This window comes from Photobacterium atrarenae, from assembly GCF_024380015.1.
Classification (GTDB): domain Bacteria; phylum Pseudomonadota; class Gammaproteobacteria; order Enterobacterales; family Vibrionaceae; genus Photobacterium; species Photobacterium atrarenae.
Genome location: NZ_CP101508.1, coordinates 1,905,056 through 1,927,776, shown reverse-complemented (window position 1 = coordinate 1,927,776; position 22,721 = coordinate 1,905,056). Strand labels below are relative to the sequence as shown.

The window sequence follows — 22,721 nt, the reverse complement described above, 5'->3', positions numbered from 1 at the left end:
AGGGTAAAAAAATGCCTGAGATTCAGTTGCATGGAAGGCCATGAGTCGCCGTAATCTGGCACAGACAAAGTTAACGGTATCAAAGAAGAAGATGACAACCTTTCACGATATTTTAGGGACAGATAAACAGACGTCGGCTGCTGAGCTCAAGCGGCGCTATAAGCTACTTTCCAGTCGTCTGCATCCGGATAAAGGTGGCTCGAAGGCCATGATGCAGTTGCTGGTTCAGGCTTATGAGAAAGTCGGTCAGGGGAAAGGGTATGAGGAGGCTGTCCGCACGGTCACGCTCAAGGGGAATACGGATGATCGGTATAAAGACCGATGTCATCAGCTTGAGCGGGAGGTTGAAGCGCTGCAGCGGCTCAATGACGATCTGACCCAACAGCTCCAGCGGGAGAAGCAGCAACAGAAATCGACGGAAGAGTTAGAGCGTTATGTTGCCGCCAGTGAAGAGGATCTGAAATGGCTGCGGCGGGAAAACAACCGCCTGAGCAAACAGCTGGACGAAGCGCGTAGAAAGCTCAGTGACACGACGCGTACGGTGACTCGGTTTGATACCGGGCGGAAGAAAGATACGGACACGGACGCGTTGTCTTCGCAACGGCAGATCGCACCGGCTGTTCTGAATCAAATCAAGTCGCTTGGGCGGATGAACCTGCGCCGGACCGCTCTGATGGCGATACCCCTGATTTTGGTCGCGGGACTGGCGAGCGCAGGGAAAGCGCCTTGGCTCGCATTGATGGCAATGTTTGAGGAGCCGCTGCCACCGCCAGAAGTGAAAATGACGATTTTGAGCCATAACCCGGCTGATATCATCGCAGCAAACCCCGTACAGACGACTCAGCGTGTGGCTGATGAACCTGTGGTCCGGCCGCCGTCTCCCCGGATTCAGCTCGTCAGCCAGGTCGGCCGCTGGGAAGTTCAGTATTATGAGAATATCCAGCAGCCCTATATCCGGGTTCGTAGCGACAGGGGGTCCTATATCGTCAAAAGCTGTGATGGTCATTTTCAGTATTACCGGAATGCTAATTTGCGCTCCGGGCGCCTGGCGGCAAATCTGATCTTTGACCGGCTCGATCGACATTTTCAAATTTATAATATTCCCTACGGCAACGGCTCTTTTGCTGCCAATTGGGCAGAGAGCCAGAGCTTGCTGATTAATCATGAATACTTCCCGAATCAGGGCTTTGCTGCGGCCCACCAGCAACTTCAGCAGCTGTGTCGTTAACCATGCGGGGGCGTGTTGGCTGATCGTGCCGGGATTGGGTGTGATGCTATGAATTCATGTCCGGCGATGGGAAGAGCCCCTGAATTGAAAGTGATTTATTTGAGACGTTGGGCGTCAAAATACTGCTATCTTTAAACGTATGCGCTTGTGTTTTCAGGTTCTTTGCGGAGAGGTCCATATGAGAGCGTTGTACGCCCCGAATCCTGTTTTCCTGGCCGGTTTACTCTTTTTGCTTGTGTTTTCCCAGTCATCCATTGCAGCGGCCAGCCGACTGCAACAGATTATTGATCGCGGTGTGTTACGGGTTGGAACGACTGGAGACTGGACGCCAATGACGATCCGCGATCCGTCGACCAACTTTTATAAGGGATTTGATATTGATATCACCACTGAGCTGGCAAAAGACCTGGGTGTGACTGTCGAGTATGTGGCCACGGACTGGAAAGCGCTGGTCAGTGGGGTGGTCACTAATAAATATGATATGACCGGCAGTGCAACGCTGAATATGAAGCGGGCCAGGGTTGCCGGCTACAGCCAGCCATATTTTTACCTGGCGTATGTACCGGTGATTCAAAAGAAACATTTTCGCCGTTTTCAAAGTTGGCGCGATTTTAACAGTCATCTGATCACCATCAGCTCCCGGGAGGGAACGACTCAGGAAAGCCTGGTCAAAGAGTTGTTTCCGGAAGCCCGGCACGACGTAATTCAACCTCCCTTGCGTGATTATCAGCAATTGCTGGCGGATAAAGCCACTGCCATCGTGATCTCCAATATTGAAGCGGCCACGCTGACCAATCGATTTCCGCAGCTGACGGTTGCCAAGGTGAAAGGCATGCGCCGGCCCACCCCGGTTGCGATGTTAATGCCCAAAGAGGATCAAGTCTGGATCAATTATGTAAATCACTGGATAGAGCTCAAAAAAACACAAGGCTTTTTTGATCGGGTTGCCCGCAAGTGGGGGCTGGTGAGCCTGGATATTCCTTAGCAAAGAGCTTCAGTGAGCAGGTGGCAAATCAGATGTTGATGAAAATTCAGACAGCTCTGGCGTTGAACTGAGACCATAAAAATGACATGGTGGATTGATAAGTTGGTTGGGCGAGATGGTACGCCACCTTATCCGTTGTTACGCGACAGAAAGGAGTCATATGGATTTTTCAGCCTATAAAGGATTGATTTTTGATATGGACGGTACGTTGATTGACTCGATGCCGGCTCATGTCTATGCCTGGAAGCAGACCTGCGAATTATTTGAAATCCCGTTTGATGAAGCCTGGTTCCACAGTCTCGGTGGATTGCCGACGCTGAAAACAGCGCAGGCGATTAATCGTCGTTATGCGCAGAATTTTGATATTCACCGCCTGGCCAATACCAAAGGTGACTTTTTTGCGGCCCTGCCTAACCGGGGGGAAGTGATTGCTGTGACTTACCAGTTGCTAAAGCGCTTAAAAGCGGACAAAAAAATAGCCGTGGGGACCGGCAGCCGGCATAAACACGCCGCACCGCTGCTTGAGGAGACGGCGATTTTACCCCTGCTGGACGCGCTGGTCACAGCGGATGATGTAGAAAACCATAAACCTCACCCGGATACCTTCCTTCAAGCCGCTGAACGCATTGGGCTTGCGCCCCATGAATGCGTGGTCTTTGAAGATACCGAACTGGGTAAAAACGCGGCAATGGCGGCTGGTATGGATTGCGTCATGATCGTTGCAGGCGAGTTGGGGGAGTTGATCCTGGCCCGCGATCATCATCAACGCGCCACAAGGTTCTCACCAGAATTGCTGGGCTGAACGAGGTATGGTTTGCGGGGAGGTGATGAGAATCCCCGCAAATACTTGTTTTTACACCTTCCACCAGTTGCAGCGGTTGCCCAAACTCATCATAATGCCCAGAGAGATTGAGAATAAATACGATTTATCGGGAGATCATCTGTGAAAGCTATCCTACCTATCTTGTTGCCGATCTTCCTGGCCGGTTGTGCGAAAACCGTTGATGAGCGTGCGGATGAGTATGTTGATTTAAGTTTTGCCTTATGTGGTGCCAAGGTGAAATCTTATTCCCAGGGTGAAGATGGAAAAATTCGCGTCGTGTGTGAGAATGAGAGTTACTTCCTGGTGAAAGATCAACAAACCCTGGCCTACATGAACGAGCTGAATGGCGCTTACTGCTACGGCAAAGGTTTTGCCGTATTCAATGAACGGAGTAATTATTACACTTTCACTTGTGCGGATGACAAGAGCTTTAACATTCCAAAATAGCACCGCCGTCAGTTAGCGATTTGAAGCCGTATCGCAGCGCTGCTTCGTGCTAGTAACGCTGCGAATTTTTTGCTAGTCCGTGTAAGTTGTACTCTCAGTGACATTTTCCGTTGAACAGTTATCGATGGCACATCAGTTGCTCTTGCAACAAATGGTCTATATCGATGAGCATTTACGTCAGGGCGCTTTGGTTTATATCGAAAGTCTCCTGGTTGAACATCATATCCCGCGTTCGCATTATTTAACCCTGGACGATCTCGGAGGTGCTTATCCCTTCCTCCGGCTGACCTCAAGGGTGCCGATTGATTTCTTCACCCCGGTGCTCCCGTCTGAGTGTGATGATGAAAACTTCCAACCCATTGAACTCAATCTTTGTACCGTCACGCAACGTCCAGGTTTAAAACCTGTTCATCACTGGCAGAGGGTGAATTCATTCCGCTGCATTTATGTTTTAGAAGCTTTGCATTGTCTGCTTGAGACACTCAGTAACCCGGCTTACTTCCAACGCTGCCGGATTTGTCAGCGGGTATTTGCTGCCGGCCACCTCGATGCCGGGCAGATATGCGGTCACTGTATGGTTGCAAAGTCCGTCTGAATCGGTGTTACGCGCTATCACCCTAGATAGTTGTTCATGGCTAAGATACGCTGCAATGGACGCAAATCCCTGACAACTGGATTGAATAGCCCTGTCTATACTCTGAATGGTCAAAAGAAGAAATCGAATTCGGAGTGGGTATGGAATTTTTAAAGAGCTTTTTTGGGATCATTGGTGATCTCACCTGGGGATGGTCCCTTGTTCCTTTCCTCGTTATCCTGGGCCTTTTCTTTACCATCGTCACTGGATTTGTCCAGTTCCGGTTCTTCGGACGTATGTTCCGGGTGTTGCTCAATAAAAACCAGACCGCGGACAAGAGCGCAATTTCCGGCCGGGAAGCATTGCTGCTTTCCGTGGGGGGGCGCGTGGGGGGCGGGAATATTGCTGGGGTAGCCGTGGCAATTACCCTGGGGGGCCCGGGAGCCGTGTTCTGGATGTGGGCGATTGCCCTGGTCGGGATGGCAACCAGCCTGGTTGAGTGTTCCCTGGCTCAGTTGTATAAGCGCAAGGAAGGTGAAACATATCGGGGCGGCCCGGCACGGACCATTATTCATGGCTTGGGAGAGGATTATCGCTGGCTTGCTTCCTTGTATGCGGTGTGCCTGATTGCTTCTTTTGCATTGGGGTTTAACGCCTTTCAGGGGAATACGGTTGCGGGTGCCGCGCAGGATAGCTTGGGGGTTGATCGCATCTGGACCGGTGCGTTGCTGGCGATCGGGACTGGCTTTATCGTGTTTGGCGGGATCCGGCGGATTGCCAAAGCGGCAGATGTGATTGTACCTATCATGGCCGTCGGGTATTTGGCGATGGCGTTGTTGGTGATCCTGATGAACATCACACATATTCCGGCCGTGATCATGACCATTGTTGCCAATGCTTTCGGGCTGGAAGAGGCGGTCGGTGGTGGGATGGGGGCCGCATTGGCGCAAGGGCTGCGCCGTGGGCTGTTTTCAAATGAAGCCGGATTGGGCTCGGCACCGAATGTTGCCGCAACTGCCAAAGTGTCACACCCGATAAGCCAGGGGATCACTCAATCTCTGTCCGTGTTTATTGATACCATTGTAATTTGTAGCTGTACCGCGTTTGTGATTTTGCTGGGGGATGTCTACGTACCCGGCGCGGCAGAAATAGATGGCGTTGTGCTTACCCAGCAATCCCTGGTGTCCCATCTCGGTGAATGGTCGCAGTATTTCCTGACGATTGCGATTTTGTTGTTTGCCGTCAGTTCAATTATCTACAACTATTATTTGGGAGAAAATGCCCTGACATTTATGTCTGGCAGTAAAGTTGCGGTGTTTGTGTTGCGGGTGGTGGTCATTGGCATTGTATTCATCGGTGCGGTTGCCCCTGGCGCCACCTCGGTATTCTTCTTCTCCGATCCCCTGATGGGAGTTCTGGCGGTGGTGAATCTGCTGGCTTTGCTGATGCTGTTTCCAACCCTGATCCGGATTTTGAAGGACTATCAACAGCAGCTCAAAGCAGGCGCTGAACATCCGGTCTTTGATCCGAAGAAATTCTCGGATCTCGATATTGACTTGAAAGCCTGGAAACCGAAGCAATAAAGGTAACACGGTTTTGTCGCAATAACTCCAGTTTGGTGGAGGAAAACGCACAGGCTGCTCGGCCTGTGCGTTTTGGGTCAGGCTGCCGGTTTGAGTAACTGGCCGAGATAGCGCACCACATGCGCTGCATCTTGCGCGGTGCGGGTGACTTTGGCAATCAGCAGTGCCGCCCGGGCGTCATCTTCCTGAAGGGTCGCTTTGATCTTCTCATTCATCGACTCTGCCATTTCCAGCTTGGTTTGACAGTCTTGAAACAATGCTGACAGGAACGTCAGTTCCACATCGCCACCTTTTGAGAACACATCTGCCGCGATTTTATAGACCGTATGGAACTTGTTGGCCATATCTTTTTGGTTCGCCTGGCTTTCTTTTGCCCAATCTTCAGCCCAACCCTGAAAAATACCGGCAATTTGTGGATTGGGAGCAATGTTTACTTGTTGCATGGCGTGTCGTCCTCAGATGATTTGCACAGGCATAGTAAAGGAGCGCTGAATGAGTTTAAAGCGATCAGGCGGATTTGCGGGATCTATCGGATAAAAAACAGCCACCTAATGGGTGCAGCAACGCATGAGTTTAATCGATGAACAGCCCTGCATTCTGTGACCCTTGTAACCTTCCACGTGCACATTTAGTGATAGGGGTAAAATAACTAAATTATTGATAATAAATACTTTTAAGCCTTGGTTGGGCATCGTATATTGCGTCGGCACAGGGGGAGCCACCCATTCATGTCGGTGTTGGGCTGGGGGTGTCTGTGAAGCTTCTGCCCTGGATGAGAAAAGGAACCACGATGACCCGAAACAAACGATTACGACCATGGCTACTGGGACTGGCGGTGCCCGGTTTACTGGCAATGAGTAGTTCTGTGTTAGCAGAAAGTACCTACTTTCGCTATCAGAACCAGGAAAGTTACCGGTTAGATGCGGCGCAAGTCTTTCGGATGCGCAAAGCCATTCCGGACGTGAATTTGCGTAAAGCGCTGAAACCATTGATAGGTAAAACGTATTACAGTGAGCCGGTGTTCGTCCAGGCGCTGACTAAGCAACTTGGAGAGGCTATCGTTGAAAGGCATCAGGCCCGGTTGCTGGAGAAGGCGCGTCAGCCTGTTAAGAGCCTGTCGATCGATGTGCTCAATGATGATGTGCTGCATATCGCGTTCTCATCGTACCCGGATAACCAGGCATTGCCCACCACGGAATTGATTGATATCACATCGCTGGCCGGTGATGCTTCGGTGGTGAAAACCAAACAAGGGTTTGCGACAGCGACTTTGGATGTTGAGGTGGCACCTCAGAGCCTGTGCCTGACGGTAACCTCAAAACAGCGCGGGCAACTGAGTGAAATTTGCCCGGGCAAAGGTCGCAGCTTTAGCCTTGCCTCACAAGGTGACTATCAGCTCAATGGGCTGGGGCAGGAGTTTCATGATCCCGGGGTTTTGAATGCGAACTGGCTGGGGCATAAACGTCACGGTGGTAACAAAATGGAAGGGTTCCAGGGCGGCGGAACCGGGAATACCCAATTCCCGGTGTTGTATGCGCTCAATCCGCAGCAGAAAAACTATGCGGTCTACCTGGATACTGTCTATTCCGCGGAGTGGGATTTTACCCGTTCACCCTGGCAGATATCCCAGTTAGAAAGCGAGCCGAGATTGTTGTTTATTGCCGGTGACGACTTGCCGGATCTGCGCCAACAGTATATGGCGCTGGTTGGCAACCCGCTGGTACCGCCGCGGAAGCTGTTTGGCATGTGGCTGTCGGAGTATGGTTTTGATGGCTGGCAAGAGCTGGATGATAAGCTGGTAACGTTGGCCGAGCATCATTTCCCGCTGGATGGCGTGGTGATGGATTTGCAGTGGTTCGGTAATGTTGATGCCTTCAGCGCAACCAGTGCGATGGGCACACTAACCTGGGATGAGACACACTTCCCGGAGCCGGAGAAGAAAATTCAGCAGCTCAAAGCACAGGGCATCGGAATGATGCTGATCGAAGAGTCTTATGTCAGCGACGGGTTGCAAGAGCATGCCAAACTGGCCGAGGAAGGCTTTTTGGTTCAGGAGCGTCTGACGGGCCAGCCGATAGATTCTGACCCGAATGGTTACGGTTACTGGTGGGGCAAGGGCGGGATGATCGACTGGACGAATCCGGCGGCCGGCAGCAGCTGGCATGACTGGAAGCGACAGCCCTTGATTGAGATGGGGATCCTCGGACATTGGACCGATCTGGGTGAGCCGGAGATGTACAACCCGCAGGGAGTCTATGCTGGTGGGAAGTCGCAAAATGACGTCCACAACATTTTTAACTACAAATGGCTGGAAAGTATTTACGACGGTTATCAGCGAAATGCCGTTGAGTCGCGGCCCTTCATGATGTCTCGCTCCGGCGCGCCGGGGATCCAGCGCTTCGGTGCAACCATGTGGTCGGCAGATATCGGCACCAATGTTGAAAGCCTGGCAACCCAGTTTAGTATGCAGCCGAATATGATGCTGTCGGGAATGGACTATTACAGTTCGGATATCGGTGGTTTCCACCGCAGCGCTTTGAGTGTGGTGCCGGAGCAACGGAAGCAGGTGCTGAATGAAACCTATACCCAGTGGTTTGCTTACAGCAGCTTGTTTGAGGTACCGGTTCGGCCGCACACTGAAAATCTGTGTAATTGTAAAGAGACAGCGCCGGATCGTGTGGGTGATCAGGCAAGTAACTTGGCCAGTATCAAACTGCGATATCAGCTGATCCCTTACTTGTACGCGCTGGCACATCGGGCGCATCTGGCCGCAGAGCCGGTCTACCCGTCGATGGAGTACTATTTTGGCGAGGATCTTCAGGCACATAATTTGCCAGCGCAGAAAATGATGGGCCAGGATTTGCTGGGCGTGGCTGTTGCTCAGCTGGGGCAGACCGCGGTGGATATCTATTTACCGCGTGGAACCTGGTATGACTACCGCACCGGCAAAGCCATCACTAGCAAGGGGGAGTGGTTGAGCCAGGTGCCGCTCTACCAGAATCAAATCTTGACGCTGCCGCTCTATGCCCGGGAAGGCGCTATCATTCCGGTGAACCCGCAGCAGTCGATGCCGATGAGTAGTGCAGTGCCGCTCACGCTGGCTGCCCGTATTTATGGTAAAGGCGGGGAGTTTACGCTGTATGAAGATGATGGCGCGACCAATGCCTATCTTCAGGGAAAGGTGCGTAAAACAACTCTGAGCTCCCGTGAAACGCCTGCGGGTGTTGCGTTGCGCGTGACGACGTCGGGTAGTTATCCGGACGCGCCACAACGTCGGCCGTTCCATTTTGCTTGGTTCGGGTTGGGTGAGAAAGTGGTTTCGGTGACTCTCAACGGCCAGCCGGTCAGTGAATGGCGTCAGCAGGGGGGACAACTCAGTATTCGCCACGAAGCGCTTGATGTAAGCGATGCGCTGAATCTTGAAGTTGAGTTTGAGTAAGTGTTACTAAGAAAAAAAACAGCCAGCAAATTGCTGGCTGTTTTTTTTAGGGTTGCGTCAAACGCAGACTTATTTATTCACTGTCGCAGGCTGCTCTGGGTGCCATGCACCATCCAGGTCTTCCAGCTCAGGGAATTGGGAGCGATCAAACGCCGGCGTTTTGCCAGCTTTTAGCTGCGTCTCATAATCTTTAATGACTTTGATCGCCAGCTTCGACAGCAGTACAAGGGCAATGATATTGATGAGCGCCATCATACCCATTGAGGCATCGGCCAGGTTCCAGACGACCGGCAGCGAAGCCACAGAGCCGAACATGACCATCGCCAGTACAAACAGACGGAAAGTGAACAGGCCTTTCTTGCTGTTGCCGTTCAGGAACATGATGTTTGTTTCGGCATAGGTGTAGTTGGCAATGATTGAAGAGAAGCAGAACAACAGGATGGCAGCAGCCATAAAGTAGGTTGTCCAGCCGCCCAGCTCACTGCTTAGCGCCTGCTGCAGCAGGCCGATCCCGGTCGCTGCATTCGGCTGATCCATCACGCCAGACAGCATGATCATGGCAGCAGAAGCCGTACAGATCACGATGGTGTCCGCAAATACCCCCAGCATTTGAACAAAGCCCTGAGACGCAGGGTGGTTCGGGTTTGGTGTCGCACTGGCGGCAACGTTGGCAGCAGATCCCATCCCGGCTTCATTTGAGAACAGGCCGCGGGCGATACCGCTCTGCATTGCTTGCGAAATGGTGTACGCCACACCACCCACTGCTGCTTCTTCCCAGCCAAAGGCACTCTTGACAATCAGTGCTAGCGCAGCAGGCAGCTCAGAGATGTTCATCACCACTATCACCATTGCAATCGCCAGGTAACCAACGGCCATCACCGGAACGATGCGAGAAGATGCTTCTGCGACCTTGCGCAGCCCGCCCATAATGAAGAAGGCAGAGGCAATAACGATGATGATACCCATGATGGTTTTATCAAAACCAAAAGAGTGGTTTAGTGCATCAGTGATGGTGTTGGCTTGCACAGCGTTGAAAACCAGACCAAAGGCGATGATCAGGCAGACGGAGAACAGTGAGCCCATCCAACGCATCCCCAGGCCTTTTTCCATATAGTAGGCCGGGCCGCCGCGGTATTGTCCGTCAACGTCTTTCGTTTTGAAAACCTGGGCCAATGTTGATTCGATAAACGCTGTCGACATCCCGAACATGGCGATTAGCCACATCCAGAAGATGGCACCCGGGCCACCGACAGTCAGTGCAACGGCGACCCCCGCCATGTTCCCGGTGCCGACCCGGGCAGCCATTGAGGTACAAAAGACCTGATATGAGCTAATGCCATTATCAACATCTTTCCCGCTCTTGAGGACTTCGACAGCGTGTTTAAATTGACGAATCTGGATGAAACCGAGGCGAATAGTAAAATAGATACCGACTGCAACGAGCAGGTAGATAAGTAGGTAGCCCCAAAGTACACCATTAACTTCGCCAATGATTGCCAGCAGGCTGTCATTGAGCGATGTTAACCAAGTTTCGTGTGTAACACTCATATTATTTTCCTGTTTATCAGGCTCAGCAAGTCAGGGACTTACTGAGCGAACCGGAACGTCCATTTAAGTGACAGTTCATATTGGCCGATTTCAGATGTGTTCTCATTTGGTTGTTCACAACAGTTGCTGCATGGGTAACCAGTTGCATTTACAATTGTGAAACATGAAATCGGATGCTTCGACTTATGAAGGTGCTGAAAGTTAGCACGAAATTCTGAATCATACTTGCGATCTAAATCACATATTTTGAATGGCAGATGTGCAAACGAGAATTGATTTGCAAGTGTTTTAAAAAATAATTATTAAAAATCAATAGATTAAAATTTTATCCTTCCCAATTGATACGGTTTCAATCGAACGGTGGACAATTAATCAAAAGAATTATTTTAACCTGAATTTAACGTAAAAGTTGGGAAATTTAACTTTTACAAGCTTGGTATTTATCTCGAAAATTTAACAAGCGATTGATTTTTAGGCGATGGAGTGGCGGGGATTGTGCACTTTTGTGGGGCGGGCCGTGTATTTCAGCTTTCAGCGAGCGACGGATGCCCCCGTCAGGGAGCAGGCGATTGAAATATTTGGGATCATTCGCCTTACAAATGACCCTGGGGTTTTAATGGGTATATTGTGGCTTCACGAGGTGATAATAGTGAGGTGTTGCCGGTTGAAGCACGTCGTCTTCGTGTATTTTAATAATATCCGTGCACTTGTGCCCGCAAATACAGATATAGACATCATCCTCTGACACAAAAAACTCATCAGACTGCCCACATTGATTACAAATCGGATTGAGCTTCATTATTGACTTCCCTCCCTGTCATACTCAGAAATCATACTGTGAGTTACAGGGGTTTCATATATTGCCCGGTAGAAAGTTGGATTCATCGCAAGTTTTTATTTCAACGCAGCCGCCCAAGGAGGGGCAAGGTAGTCATGGTGCTATATCAAGCCCGTCAATTGTGGACACAAAAAATGGCCTTTTGGTCGGACATACTGGATTCGAACCAGCGACCCCTACTCCCCCAGAGTAGTGCGCTACCAGACTGCGCTAATGTCCGCCAAAAGGCCATTATTATTCATGGTCTTATCGACGGGTTTAACTTAGCAACAAGGGGCCTGGAAAGCAAAGGGTAAATTGTGATCAAGCTACCAAAATAGTGATGGCCCTGCGTTGATTGCTCGAAGTATCAGCAATACTGACTGGCTGTGACGGCGACATGGGCGAGTTGGGGCAGAAAGACTCACGTGAGGGCAATTATCGCTAACATATTGTTTTATTGATGTGGTGGGGCGCTGAAAGGCAGGACTGTCGGAAGAAGAAATGAAAGCTGGGACTTTATTTGAGAAATCACTAAAATTTAAGTTCACAATAAACGAAACAGGGAGTATTATTTGCACGTAAGTGCCTATCTTCGCTGCACGGCGACAAAATTCAATTATAATTAGAGTGTGTATCGTTCCACGGTTCTAATGGTTGTGTTTGGCAGGCAGTTACCAACCGATACAATCCCTTATTCTCTGCCTATTAATTTAGTTGTTAATTGGCGGTTTCGTCCTGAGGCTAATGCCGGACAATATATTATTCGTTCAGACACCCATATCATGGCCTGAATGATAGCAAGCTGGTTTGTGATTTAAGAGGTATATTTCATGGATAGTTTTACAGCTGCTGAAAAAGCACTGTCCGCAATGTTAAAAAACGTTGATTCTAACGGTACAACAAAAGAAGAACGCGTAGATTACCGTCAAATGCTCATTGATTTTGCAGATGAAGTACCAGGGCGTCAGAAGGCAGTGATCAAGCGAATTCCGCTGCATAAGATTAATGACTTGATTGCTGTGCTACACGAATTTAAAGATGAAGCACGGCAGGTGCGAATGAATGAGATCTTGGCGCAAATGGAAAAAGACGGCGTTCATCCTGAAGAGTTGGTTTCAAAACAGCAAGACTAAAGCGTCCGAACACATTGTTATCTATTCAGATGATCAAGTCAGCAAGTTGATCGTTAGCGGTTCTTATTGCTATCAATAATGGAATTAGAACCACCTTGCTTACATGAAATGAGAAACTGACAGAACCTTTACATTCTGATGACTCAGGGAAGTTGAATGTAGAGGATAAGGCGGATTAATTCATGTTCTGCCATTGAGGCAAATTTGTCAGCATATTATTTATTTTCGGTAAAGCTCGTCGCTCTGCCCGGGAATTGATGGACGTACGGGGTAAAGGAGGGATATAGCCTGATTCATTCATGATGACTTCAAGCGCACATTGAACACCTCAGTAGTGTTTAGGAATTTTTCGATAGCCCTTTGCCGCAAATTTGTTATACAGCTGATCAAGAAAGTGCGATCAAAATTATCGTGCTCAAACATTCTCTATCGTTATCGATGGCAAAAAACAAAAACGGAGAGCCAGGCTCTCCGTTTTTGTCTGTAGTATCCCCATCAGGATTCGACAACCTGGGTCAGGTATTCAACTTCATCGCGGTACTTTCGCACATTGCGTGACAAAGTCCCTTTCGGGACATCAAAACGCTTTTCGGCCTCATAGCTGGACAGGCCATCAAAGACGACTGCCTCTACAGCAATCCGTTGATTTTCAGATTTGAAAATCCGCTGTGCAATGATCTGATACTGATTCCGGGTCATGGTTATACTCACTCATGCTTGCGTCGTCCCGCTTCAAGTGTCGGGATCCAATAACGAACAATGCATCGATTGTAACAGCCAAACCCTAACCGTAGCTTAATCAAGTAATCTTAATCCGGTCGGCAGGGCATCTCCGAACACCCGCTTGGTTTCATCTTCGGTCAGTACTTTGACCTCCGAGACCATCTGGATCCAGCTTTCAGGCGCCTTGCTCGCTTTCAGTTTCTCAATCACGGCTCTGCGATGCTTCTCATCAATATCCAGCGCGCGATCCCCGGTCATCCGCGACATCATGACCGCGGCAAATGCGATATCAGGCTCCTTGCGCCAGTCCCAGTCCATCAGCTCTGGCAGACAATAGGCGACATGCTGGGGCGTCAGCAGGTTGTGGGCACTGCCGTAGAACGGACTCCGGCTGGCAATGCGCCCAATTGCCCACCAGTGTGCCTGGGCATGCTGTGGCTTCTGCAGCCGGCCAAACAGCCACTCTATCAGCTGCAGTTTCTTGTCAAACGGCAAGTGCTCCAGCGAAGCGGCCAGGCGAACCATATCGCCGTAACTGCGCTCCTGCATTTCTGCTTTCAGCTTACTGTTGCGCGTTGCACTTGGATTGATGTACTTAGCGATATCTTTAAAGATCACCAGTTGTTGCTCCTGGCTGAGCCCCCCGGCGACCCGGCGCCAGAATACCCACCAGTCACTCCAGGTCTGGGTATTGGTGTTGAACTGGATCCCTTGCTGATACAAGTGCCAGATCTGCTCCATACGCCAGTCATCAGAGGGGTAGCCAAAACCCGGGCGCATCGCAAATCCCGTCAGCTTGAGCCAGTTGCGCTCATGTAAATCGGAGCGGCGGCGACGTTTTTTACTCTCGAGCAGGGAACCGGCCAGCTCGCGCAGACAAGGGGTGTCCCAGCTGTCGCGCTTGCCCAGTATTTTTTCCAGCCGGCTGCGCAGGGTTTTTACCGCTTTGTTATCGGCAGTTTTAGTACTGCCGCCGTAGACCTGTTTGATGGCTTCAACGGCTTCATCAATGCGAGCCGGCAGCGCGGATTCGGCCAGCGTGCTGTCGTCACCCCGGTTGAGTCGGGCAATGTCTTTACGGATGGCAAATTCAACTTTCCAGCGCTTGCTGTCATCACCGAGGCTGACGCACTCCATTTGCAAGGTGCCAACTTCCGTCAGCTGGCAAGCCAGGGTGACTTCTTCCCGATCTTTCTGGTTGGCCGACAGCTCAGCCCGATCCCGCTCGCTGTCTAGGGTGGCAATGAACGGCGGCAAGGTGACAAATCCGTCGTGATCAATCTCGAACAATTCGCCCGCCTGGGTATGGCTGTCATCGGTTGAGGAAACCAAGTTAAAACGCACCGGCTCGCCCAGGGTAAGGGCAAACTTGCGGTTGGCCAGGCGGACTTCGGTGCCTTCTTCAATGCCTTTCGGGAGCAGGCAGATTCCCTGTTTGCCTTTTTTCTTGTCATCCAGCGCTAGGAAGAAGGAGCGGGCGGAGCCACCACCGATCTTCAATTCGGCACCGTGGCGGGCCTTGGCGTAGGCTACCGCACCGTAAGCGACTGCCAGGTCCGGATGCGGGTTGTGCAGCTCAGTGACGCTGTCACCTCGCCAGTGTGAGAAGTTGCCAAGGATACGCTCGGTCAGCAGTGGGCTGTTGAACACCCCGCCGTTGAGCAGGACGGCAGCCGGAATGGCTGGCAGATCCGCGTCAACCTCAAGCCCATGACTCTGGAGAGCCTCGCGGCAAACAGTATCGTGCAGACTGATAAATTGGGCCAGATGTTTACTGATGGCCGGATCTGCCGCATAGGGCAGACCAAACTCGACCACCGCGGCCTGGCGCTGGCTCGGCTGATCCTGAAATTCGGTTCGCGGGAAGAAACCATCCAGGGCAATTTCGTGGACTTCCTCCCGGCTCAGTTCGACACTTTTGGCACCGCCGATGAGGCGTGAACCACTGCCGAGCAGAGTGATTTTGGCGGTATCCGGCGCATTGCCTGACAACAGCCGTTCTTTGACTTTGCGGGTCTGCTGGATCAGTTTTGACAACCCGGCGGCGCTGAGTTTTTTCTGACTGCCGTGCAAGCGCTGCTCGGCGCGATGGGCCAGGGCCAGATCCAAGTTATCGCCGCCCAGCATCAGGTGATCGCCAACCCCGATGCGATCCAGGCTCAGTTGATCGTTCTGAGTGCTGACTTTGATCAGGCTGAGATCCGTGGTGCCGCCGCCGATATCGCATACCATCAGCAACGGGATATTTTCCAGCAGTTGCGGTGCATCGGCTTTGTTCTTAGCGTACCAGTCATAGCAAACAGCCTGCGGCTCTTCCAGTAGCAGGATCTTGGGCAGACCGGCGAGGGTCGCAGCTTCCAGGGTCAGTGCGCGGGCGGCTTCATCAAAGGAAGCCGGGACGGTAATGACCACTTCCTGATTGGCCAGTTTGGCATCGGGGTGATGATAGTCCCAGGCCTGGCGGACATGGTTGAGGTAGCTGGCGCTGGCGATAACCGGTGAGACTTTATCGACGTCGCTGGCGGAAGACCACGGCAGGATCGCTTCATTGCGATCAACGCCGGTGTGCGAGAGCCAGCTCTTGGCGCTGACCACCTGGCGCCCTTCAACTTTAGCGCCCAGCTCACGGGCAAACTCGCCGATAATCGCGAGCGGTATATCGCCGGCAACGGGCTGAGGATCCCAAGGCAGAACCAGCTCGGACGGGCTGATCTCACCTTCGGCCGGGTGATAACGGAAAGAGGGCAGGAGGGGCTTGCGGGCCACTTCGCCCGGGGCAATGAGCTGGTCAATCTCAAAGATGTTGACCGGGCTGGACTCAAGATCTTCGGTGATCGGGGCATAAGCCACCACAGTGTGAGTTGTACCCAGATCGATACCGATAAGATAACGCGGGGAAGGCATGGATGACTCCGTGATGAAAAAATTACGGCGCATCCAAGATGCGCCGTAACAAGATGAAACAAGGGTTACTTATCGCGAACGTCGAATTCGACTTGCCACTTCTGGCCGCCGTCGGTCGGAATTGCTTCCAGGCACAGGGTGCCAAGCTCAGTGACCCGAGATGCCAGACGGACCGGCACCACTTCACCAGCGGTGCGACCTTCAGAAACCGGTAGGGTGACCTGAATCGCCGGTAACTCTTCCAGCTCTTCCGGTTGCCACCAATCCAGGTGGGTACCGGCCGGATCCTCACGACGTACCGTGGAGCCGAAGAACTTGAACTGCACCGGTTGGCCAATCACCAGACCGAACTCACGGCTTGGCACTTCGGCATGGGTGCCTTCTTCCATGCCAAACGGTGCCACACACAGGGCTTCCAGCGGTGGCTCCATCCCCGGAATGGCCGGCATCGCGCTTTCTATCCCGACATAATAGCTGCTGGCGATACCGCCCCGGATCCGAACCCCTTTGCCCTGGCGGACGGAGCCATAGTAGGATGCGCCGCTGGCAACCGCCAGGTCGAGATCCAGACCTTCCAGCAGTTTGGCAGCGTCGCTGCCGCCGGTGGTCAGCCAGCTGTTGATAATCGACAGCAGGCGATCGGACAGTAGCTCAGATTTCAGTACGCCGCCGTTAAACAGGACTGCGGTCGGGCGAATAAAGCCTTCATGCAGCTGGTCGTATTTTTCAAACAGCTCGTCCACCGCTGAAGACTGGCGGCTCAAAAAGCCGGCCACGTGGCGGGTAATCGCGGCATCCTGCGCATACGGTAGACCCATTTGGGTCAGGGCGCCGCGTTGCATTTCTACCGGATGTTCTTCAATCGCATTACGCGGGAAGAAACCTTCAACCAGCGTTTGCTGGACTTCTTCCTGGGTCAGTTCGGTTTGCAGCGTGCCGCCCAGCAGTTTTGAGCCACGGCTTGGCACTACAATCGGCACGGTTTGCAGCGTGGCATCGCTCAGCAGCGCTTCTTTGGCATCACGGCAGGCGTGGGTGATCGCCTGGATCTGCCACGGCTGTAGTTGCTTGCCTTCCTGGGCCAGCTTTGCCTTGAGGCGGTAGGCCAGCGCCAGATCCATGTTGTCACCACCGAGCAGGATGTGATCGCCCACCGCAACGCGGTTCAGCACCAGGTTGCCATCTTCTTCAGTGACGGCAACCAGTGACAGGTCCGTGGTGCCGCCGCCGATATCGACCACCAGGATCACATCGCCGACCGAGACCTGATCACGCCAGCTCTCATCATTGTTTTTCAGCCAGCTGTAAACCGCAGCCTGCGGCTCTTCCAGCAGCGTCATATGTTTGAAGCCGACGCTGCGGGCTGCTTCGGCGGTCAGATCGCGGGCTGCCGGGTCGAACGAGGCCGGGACGGTGATCGTGACATCCTGATCGAACAGCGGCGTGTCAGGGTGCTGGTGGTTCCAGGCTTCAGCCAGGTGCGCCAGATATTGACGGGTGGCATCCAGCGGCGAGGCTTTGGCCACTTCTTCCGGGCTGTTGAGCGGCAGGAAGGCATCCCGGCGATTCACGCCGCCATGGCACAACCAGCTTTTGGCACTGGCAATCAGGCGGATAGGCGTTTTGCTGCCCAGACTCCGGGCCATCGCACCGACAATGGCGTTCGGCTGCGCGTTCCAGGGCAGGGCGGTGTCGCCCTCGGCCAGCTCAGACTCATGGGCCTGGTACATGAATGACGGCAGCTGGGATTTTTCTTCCACGTTTCCCGGTGTCGTCAGCTGGGCAATCGGCATGACATTGACCGATGCTGCTTCGTCTTGCAGGTCGACATACGACAGGACACAGTGGGTGGTCCCTAAGTCGATGCCCACACTATAGCGATGTTCTTGAGTCTCTTGCATTACAGTTCTACCTCAGCGGCGGCAACAATACGTGCATCGTGACCGTCTGCCAGTTTCGGCAGCTTCACTTCGGTGACTTTCCAGCCGCGGTGGATCAGGGTGCCGGTAAACGGCGCTTCGCCCACGACATTGCCGGTCAGGCGTACTTCAGAAGCATTGAAGCCTTCCGGCAGAGTGATGCGGGTTTCTTCGTCTTCGGCACGAACCGGGGAAAAGCTGAAATAGTCGTTCAGAACTTTCTGGCCGCCTTCATGGATCACACGGGCTGCGGCGCCGATCTCTGCATCCGAAAAGCCTTTCAAATCTTCTTGCATGAAATCGATGAAGCGCGCTTCTTGTTGCAGCAGGGACAGCAGTTGCAGCGCCGCATCCGGTGTTGCGGTTTTTAGTTTAGGTTCAACTTCAACAATCTTTTCAACTTCAACGATCTTCTCGACAGGTTTTTCAACCTCAACGATTTTCTCAACTTCGACTTCTTTTTCGACAACTTTCTCAACTTCTACCGGCTTGCCTTTTTTGGCGATGTACATTACCAGCAGGACCAAGACCAGGCCGCCTAACCAGGCGTGTCCCATATCGAGGGTTGTCGGCATTGCCGATAAATCCACAGTCATTTTAGAAAAATCAAAAGCCATATCCGTCTTCTCGTTACAGTGAAATTCGATTCACTATGAATAATTTGGGTCGAATACTACCATACTCAAACTGCATTACATCTAAGCCAGACATATTTTTGTTGCAATTTAAGGTCAGAAATGCTGCCTTAGATTAATTTGCAACCAATCAAAGGTTTGACACATCTCTGTCATTCTAGACCAGCACGTATGCTATTGATTGTGTGCCCGCTATTTTCTGATGATATTGCCCGGCCAGATGAGCGCTGCGTCACCGCTTTTCCGAGTTCGATGCGGATTAAGGGTAGTCCAGGACCGATTTTATCTCCGTCAGGTTGTCATCAATCCATTGTTTGTTAATCGCTCCCCAGTCACTGATTTGGTAATGGCCGATGCGGTTACGCTCGCCTTTGGTTTGCACAAAGGTGCAGGTGATATCCAGGTCGGACAGACTTTTGATGGTGTCCTGCGCTGTGCGTCGCGGCATACCGGTGTATTCGAGGATCCCGGGCACGGTGTCAATGCCATGATCGATCAGGTGGGCCAGATAGAGGCGGCGATAAAAACTGGTTTTGGTTTTGCTGATACTCATAGCCTTGTACTTCAATCCTTTGTAAGCGGCTGATTTCAGGGTTGAGAGTAACATTAATGCGACCTTGGTGGTACCGGCGCTCTGCTCTGCTTGATACTTTGCTATCGCCCGGTGGCCCTCAAGCAACAGCTGATGCTGAGTTACCACTTTGTCGGTATCATCCCGAAGCGCGCTTACAATTTTTTCAAAGCTGACTACAGTTATCGTATCCCCAAGTTTCGGATTGGACCGATGGATGACAACACCCGGCGTCGTGCTGAACTCAGAGCTTTCCTGTTGATTACCGTGATCCTGTTTCCTGTACTGGCGGTCGCGGTGGTGGGCGGATATGGCTTTCTGGTGTGGTTTCTCCAGGTATTGACCGGCTAGTCAGCCTCTGAGATTAGCAATGGCGCGCAGGTAGAGAGGTCAACATGAAATGTTCTCGACGTAAGTTTATCAAGGCTCAGGCTGCAGCCACGGCGGCAGCTGCGGCTGGGATAACGCTTCCGATCACCGCCAGTAATGTGGTCACGGATGCTTCGTTAACCCGGCTAAAATGGCAAAAAGCGCCGTGTCGGTTTTGCGGTACGGGTTGCTCGGTAAATGTCGGGATTAAAGATAACCATGTGGTGGCAACTCACGGGGATATAAAATCACCGGTGAATCGCGGTCTGAATTGCGTCAAAGGGTATTTCCTCTCCAAAATTATGTACGGCAAGGATCGCCTCACCCAGCCGTTGCTGAGAATGAAAGATGGCCAGTACGATAAGCAGGGAGAATTCAGCCCTATTTCCTGGGAGCAGGCTTTTGACATCATGGCTGAGAAGTGGAAAGCAACGCTGAAGGCCAAAGGCCCGGAAGCGATCGGGATGTTCGGGTCCGGTCAGTGGACGGTCTATGAAGGCTATGCCGCGTCTAAGCTGATGAAGGGTGGTTTTCGCTCCAACAATATTGAGCCCAACGCACGCCACTGTATGGCCTCTGCGGTGGTCGGATTTATCCGCACCTTCGGGATTGATGAGCCGATGGGTTGCTATGACGATATCGAAGCGGCCGATGCGTTTGTGCTGTGGGGCTCGAATATGGCAGAGATGCATCCCATTCTCTGGACCCGGGTGACGGATCGCCGATTGTCGAACCCGGCGGTGAAAGTAGCGGTGTTGTCGACTTTTGAGCATCGCAGCTTCGAGCTGGCGGATGTGCCCGTGGTCTTCCATCCCCAGACCGACCTGGCAATCCTGAACTTTATCGCGAACTACATTATCACCAACGACAAAGTGAATCAGGACTTTGTCGGTAAGCATGTCAACTTCCGCCGCGGGGCGACCGATATCGGTTATGGCCTGCGGCCGGAACATCCACTGCAGCAGCAGGCGAAAAACCCCGACAGCGGCGCCTCAGAGCCGATGACGTTTGAGGAATTTAAAGCCTTTGTATCCGATTACACGCTGGAAAAAACTGCGGAGATGACCGGCGTTGCGCCTGAGCGGTTGACCGAGTTGGCGGAGTTGTATGCCAACCCGGAGACCAAGGTTGTCTCCTTCTGGACCATGGGGTTTAACCAGCATACCCGCGGGGTATGGTGCAACAATCTGATCTACAACATTCACCTGCTAACCGGGAAAATCTCGACCCCGGGCAATAGCCCGTTTTCCTTAACCGGCCAACCTTCAGCCTGCGGTACAGCCCGGGAAGTCGGTACCTTTGCCCACCGGTTGCCGGCAGACTTGGTGGTCACCAACCCCGAGCATCGCCAGACGGCCGAGAAGATCTGGAAACTGCCGGCCGGGATTATCCCAGACAAAGTCGGTGCCCATGCCGTCCTCCAGAGCCGGATGTTGCGGGATAGCGATATCAATGTCTATTGGATCCAGGTCAATAATAACCTCCAGGCCGCGGCCAACATCAATGAGGAAACGCTGCCCGGCTATCGCAATCCGGATAACTTCATCGTGGTGTCGGATGTTTATCCGACAGTGACGGCGCAGGCGGCCGATTTGATCCTGCCGACCGCGATGTGGGTCGAGAAAGAAGGTGCTTATGGTAACGCCGAGCGGCGGACCCAGCTGTGGCACCAGATGGTCAAAGCGCCAGGGGAAGCCAAATCGGATCTGTGGCAGCTGATGGAGTTTTCCAAACGATTTAAAACCGATGAAGTCTGGCCGGAAGAATTACTGAATGCCAACCCGGATTATCGGGATAAAACGCTGTTCGATGTCCTGTTTCTCAACGGTAAAGTCAACAAGTTCCCGTCGTCCGACTTGGAAGAAGGCATGCTCAATGACGAAATGGCCGATTATGGCTTTTATGTTCAGAAGGGGCTGTTTGAAGAATATGCAGAGTTTGGCCGTGGCCACGGCCACGATTTGGCCCCGTTTGAGATGTACCACCAGACCCGCGGTTTGCGCTGGCCGGTGGTGGATGGTCAGGAAACCCTGTGGCGCTACCGCGAAGGATCGGATCCTTATGTGTCGAAGGGGGCCGGATTTGAGTTTTACGGTAAGCCGGACGGCAAGGCGGTGATCTTTGCGTTGCCTTTCGAGCCGCCGGCAGAAAGCCCGGATGACGAGTACGATTTGTGGCTGGTGACCGGCCGGGTGCTTGAGCACTGGCATTCCGGGTCGATGACCCAGCGGGTGCCGGAGCTGTATCAATCCTATCCCGATGCGCAGGTGTTTATGCATCCCGAAGAAGCCAGGGAGCGCGGGCTCAGGCGCGGTGATGCCGTGCGGGTGATCTCGCGCCGGGGCGAAATTGTCACTCGGGTCGAAACCCGGGGCAGAAACAAGCCGCCGAAGGGGCTGGTGTTTGTGCCCTGGTTCGATGCCAGTCAGCTGATTAACAAAGTGACCCTGGATGCGACCGATCCGCTGTCGAAGCAAACTGATTTTAAAAAATGCGCGGTCAAGCTGGTGAAAGCCTAGGAGTTGCGTGATGAAGCGATTGTTCTCAATGCTGAATGAAGTCGGTCGGGCCGGCGGGGTTGTTGTTGCGCTGGCCTGGGTGCTTTGCTATCCGGCGACGGCTACAGCCGTGACTGATCGGGACCTGGCTTCCCTGCGTCAGTTTGATTTGAATGCTGAGCCGGAACCACCGCGGATGAGTAAGACCTTAAATACTGATGTGATCCCGGGCAGAAGCTATCCGATGCAGCCGCCGCTGATCCCGCACAAGATTGACAATTACCAGGTCGATTTAAAAGTTAACAAGTGTATGGCCTGCCATGCCCGCAGCCGGGTGGAAGAAACCCAGGCTCGGATGATCAGCGTGACGCATTATATGGATCGTGACGGTAATTTCCTTGCAGAGTTATCTCCCCGTCGCTATTTCTGTCAGCAGTGCCATGTGGTGCAAACCAATGCCAAGCCACTGGTGGACTCTCAATTCACCGATCTTGATACCTTGATTGATCAGGAAGAGTGAGG

Annotated in this window: 18 protein-coding genes and 1 tRNA gene; 11 read left to right on the top strand and 8 right to left on the bottom strand. The window is 52.5% G+C overall.

From position 1 onward, the window contains the following. Positions 1 to 91 precede the first annotated feature (91 nt). From NNL38_RS09195 to NNL38_RS09170, 6 genes are all read left to right on the top strand, one after another. On the top strand, positions 92 to 1,228 hold the full coding sequence (locus tag NNL38_RS09195) for a J domain-containing protein (RefSeq protein WP_255387757.1): 1,137 nt from the start codon (positions 92 to 94) through the stop codon (positions 1,226 to 1,228). A 178-nt stretch (positions 1,229 to 1,406) separates the two neighbouring features. Beyond that, positions 1,407 to 2,213 (top strand): transporter substrate-binding domain-containing protein, encoded by an 807-nt coding sequence (locus NNL38_RS09190; protein ID WP_255387756.1) that lies wholly within the window; start codon positions 1,407 to 1,409, stop codon positions 2,211 to 2,213. A 160-nt stretch (positions 2,214 to 2,373) separates the two neighbouring features. Then, positions 2,374 to 3,015, top strand: coding sequence for a beta-phosphoglucomutase family hydrolase (locus NNL38_RS09185; protein WP_255387755.1), 642 nt, complete (start codon positions 2,374 to 2,376; stop codon positions 3,013 to 3,015). 141 nt (positions 3,016 to 3,156) lie between these two features. After that, complete coding sequence (locus NNL38_RS09180) at positions 3,157 to 3,483, top strand: hypothetical protein (RefSeq protein WP_255387754.1); 327 nt, start codon at positions 3,157 to 3,159, stop codon at positions 3,481 to 3,483. Between the two features lie 124 nt (positions 3,484 to 3,607). Beyond that, on the top strand, positions 3,608 to 4,078 hold the full coding sequence (locus NNL38_RS09175; protein ID WP_255387753.1) for a hypothetical protein: 471 nt from the start codon (positions 3,608 to 3,610) through the stop codon (positions 4,076 to 4,078). A 140-nt stretch (positions 4,079 to 4,218) separates the two neighbouring features. Further along, on the top strand, positions 4,219 to 5,640 hold the full coding sequence (locus NNL38_RS09170; protein WP_255387752.1) for an alanine/glycine:cation symporter family protein: 1,422 nt from the start codon (positions 4,219 to 4,221) through the stop codon (positions 5,638 to 5,640). Positions 5,641 to 5,717: 77 nt separating this feature from the next. Here the strand turns inward: NNL38_RS09170 and NNL38_RS09165 are convergent, their stop codons facing one another. Then, positions 5,718 to 6,083, bottom strand: a complete 366-nt coding sequence (locus NNL38_RS09165; RefSeq protein ID WP_255387751.1) for a hypothetical protein — start codon at positions 6,081 to 6,083, stop codon at positions 5,718 to 5,720. 347 nt (positions 6,084 to 6,430) lie between these two features. On the opposite strand from NNL38_RS09165, the gene NNL38_RS09160 reads away from it, so the two are divergent. After that, on the top strand, positions 6,431 to 9,079 hold the full coding sequence (locus NNL38_RS09160; protein WP_255387750.1) for a TIM-barrel domain-containing protein: 2,649 nt from the start codon (positions 6,431 to 6,433) through the stop codon (positions 9,077 to 9,079). A 69-nt stretch (positions 9,080 to 9,148) separates the two neighbouring features. On the opposite strand, the gene NNL38_RS09155 is transcribed toward NNL38_RS09160, so the two are convergent. Together NNL38_RS09155 and NNL38_RS09150 are read right to left on the bottom strand one after the other, a co-directional pair. Next, positions 9,149 to 10,627 (bottom strand): alanine/glycine:cation symporter family protein, encoded by a 1,479-nt coding sequence (locus NNL38_RS09155; protein ID WP_255387749.1) that lies wholly within the window; start codon positions 10,625 to 10,627, stop codon positions 9,149 to 9,151. Positions 10,628 to 11,608: 981 nt separating this feature from the next. After that, a tRNA-Pro gene (locus NNL38_RS09150) sits at positions 11,609 to 11,685 on the bottom strand. Between the two features lie 592 nt (positions 11,686 to 12,277). Between NNL38_RS09150 and NNL38_RS09145 the strand changes: the two genes are divergently transcribed. Then, entirely contained in the window at positions 12,278 to 12,580 is a 303-nt protein-coding gene (locus tag NNL38_RS09145) for a hypothetical protein (protein ID WP_255387748.1), read from the top strand. Positions 12,581 to 13,075: 495 nt separating this feature from the next. Here the strand turns inward: NNL38_RS09145 and NNL38_RS09140 are convergent, their stop codons facing one another. The 5 genes from NNL38_RS09140 to NNL38_RS09120 all read right to left on the bottom strand — a co-directional run bounded on the left by NNL38_RS09140 (position 13,076) and on the right by NNL38_RS09120 (position 19,314). Continuing rightward, a complete protein-coding gene (locus NNL38_RS09140; RefSeq protein ID WP_255387747.1) occupies positions 13,076 to 13,279 on the bottom strand; it encodes a helix-turn-helix domain-containing protein in 204 nt (67 codons plus the stop codon). A gap of 96 nt (positions 13,280 to 13,375) precedes the next feature. Continuing rightward, complete coding sequence (locus NNL38_RS09135; RefSeq protein WP_255387746.1) at positions 13,376 to 16,207, bottom strand: Hsp70 family protein; 2,832 nt, start codon at positions 16,205 to 16,207, stop codon at positions 13,376 to 13,378. 65 nt (positions 16,208 to 16,272) lie between these two features. Further along, positions 16,273 to 18,108: an Hsp70 family protein gene (locus NNL38_RS09130; RefSeq protein WP_255387745.1), complete on the bottom strand. Its 1,836-nt coding sequence runs from the start codon at positions 18,106 to 18,108 to the stop codon at positions 16,273 to 16,275. Next, entirely contained in the window at positions 18,108 to 18,722 is a 615-nt protein-coding gene (locus tag NNL38_RS09125; RefSeq protein ID WP_255390607.1) for a DUF2760 domain-containing protein, read from the bottom strand. The genes NNL38_RS09130 and NNL38_RS09125 overlap by 1 nt, the downstream gene beginning before the upstream one ends. Positions 18,723 to 19,020: 298 nt before the next feature. Continuing rightward, positions 19,021 to 19,314, bottom strand: coding sequence for a winged helix-turn-helix domain-containing protein (locus tag NNL38_RS09120; protein ID WP_255390606.1), 294 nt, complete (start codon positions 19,312 to 19,314; stop codon positions 19,021 to 19,023). A gap of 231 nt (positions 19,315 to 19,545) precedes the next feature. On the opposite strand from NNL38_RS09120, the gene NNL38_RS09115 reads away from it, so the two are divergent. The 3 genes from NNL38_RS09115 to NNL38_RS09105 are packed head-to-tail and all read left to right on the top strand — an operon-like array spanning position 19,546 to position 22,719. Further along, positions 19,546 to 19,683 carry a periplasmic nitrate reductase, NapE protein gene (locus NNL38_RS09115; protein ID WP_255390605.1) on the top strand — a complete coding sequence of 46 codons (138 nt, stop codon included), beginning with the start codon at positions 19,546 to 19,548 and terminating at the stop codon, positions 19,681 to 19,683. Positions 19,684 to 19,727: 44 nt separating this feature from the next. Further along, positions 19,728 to 22,220 carry a nitrate reductase catalytic subunit NapA gene (gene napA / locus NNL38_RS09110; protein ID WP_255387744.1) on the top strand — a complete coding sequence of 831 codons (2,493 nt, stop codon included), beginning with the start codon at positions 19,728 to 19,730 and terminating at the stop codon, positions 22,218 to 22,220. 10 nt (positions 22,221 to 22,230) lie between these two features. Further along, positions 22,231 to 22,719 carry a nitrate reductase cytochrome c-type subunit gene (locus NNL38_RS09105; RefSeq protein ID WP_255387743.1) on the top strand — a complete coding sequence of 163 codons (489 nt, stop codon included), beginning with the start codon at positions 22,231 to 22,233 and terminating at the stop codon, positions 22,717 to 22,719. Positions 22,720 to 22,721: the final 2 nt, after the last annotated feature.

Coding starts and splice junctions, on each gene's coding strand:
- NNL38_RS09195 (WP_255387757.1), top strand. CDS start 92: ATGACAACCTTTCACGATATTTTAGGGACAGATAAACAGACGTCGGCT.
- NNL38_RS09190 (WP_255387756.1), top strand. CDS start 1,407: ATGAGAGCGTTGTACGCCCCGAATCCTGTTTTCCTGGCCGGTTTACTC.
- NNL38_RS09185 (WP_255387755.1), top strand. CDS start 2,374: ATGGATTTTTCAGCCTATAAAGGATTGATTTTTGATATGGACGGTACG.
- NNL38_RS09175 (WP_255387753.1), top strand. CDS start 3,608: ATGGCACATCAGTTGCTCTTGCAACAAATGGTCTATATCGATGAGCAT.
- NNL38_RS09170 (WP_255387752.1), top strand. CDS start 4,219: ATGGAATTTTTAAAGAGCTTTTTTGGGATCATTGGTGATCTCACCTGG.
- NNL38_RS09165 (WP_255387751.1), bottom strand. CDS start 6,083: ATGCAACAAGTAAACATTGCTCCCAATCCACAAATTGCCGGTATTTTT.
- NNL38_RS09160 (WP_255387750.1), top strand. CDS start 6,431: ATGACCCGAAACAAACGATTACGACCATGGCTACTGGGACTGGCGGTG.
- NNL38_RS09155 (WP_255387749.1), bottom strand. CDS start 10,627: ATGAGTGTTACACACGAAACTTGGTTAACATCGCTCAATGACAGCCTG.
- NNL38_RS09145 (WP_255387748.1), top strand. CDS start 12,278: ATGGATAGTTTTACAGCTGCTGAAAAAGCACTGTCCGCAATGTTAAAA.
- NNL38_RS09140 (WP_255387747.1), bottom strand. CDS start 13,279: ATGACCCGGAATCAGTATCAGATCATTGCACAGCGGATTTTCAAATCT.
- NNL38_RS09135 (WP_255387746.1), bottom strand. CDS start 16,207: ATGCCTTCCCCGCGTTATCTTATCGGTATCGATCTGGGTACAACTCAC.
- NNL38_RS09130 (WP_255387745.1), bottom strand. CDS start 18,108: ATGCAAGAGACTCAAGAACATCGCTATAGTGTGGGCATCGACTTAGGG.
- NNL38_RS09125 (WP_255390607.1), bottom strand. CDS start 18,722: ATGACTGTGGATTTATCGGCAATGCCGACAACCCTCGATATGGGACAC.
- NNL38_RS09120 (WP_255390606.1), bottom strand. CDS start 19,314: ATGAGTATCAGCAAAACCAAAACCAGTTTTTATCGCCGCCTCTATCTG.
- NNL38_RS09115 (WP_255390605.1), top strand. CDS start 19,546: ATGGATGACAACACCCGGCGTCGTGCTGAACTCAGAGCTTTCCTGTTG.
- napA (WP_255387744.1), top strand. CDS start 19,728: ATGAAATGTTCTCGACGTAAGTTTATCAAGGCTCAGGCTGCAGCCACG.
- NNL38_RS09105 (WP_255387743.1), top strand. CDS start 22,231: ATGAAGCGATTGTTCTCAATGCTGAATGAAGTCGGTCGGGCCGGCGGG.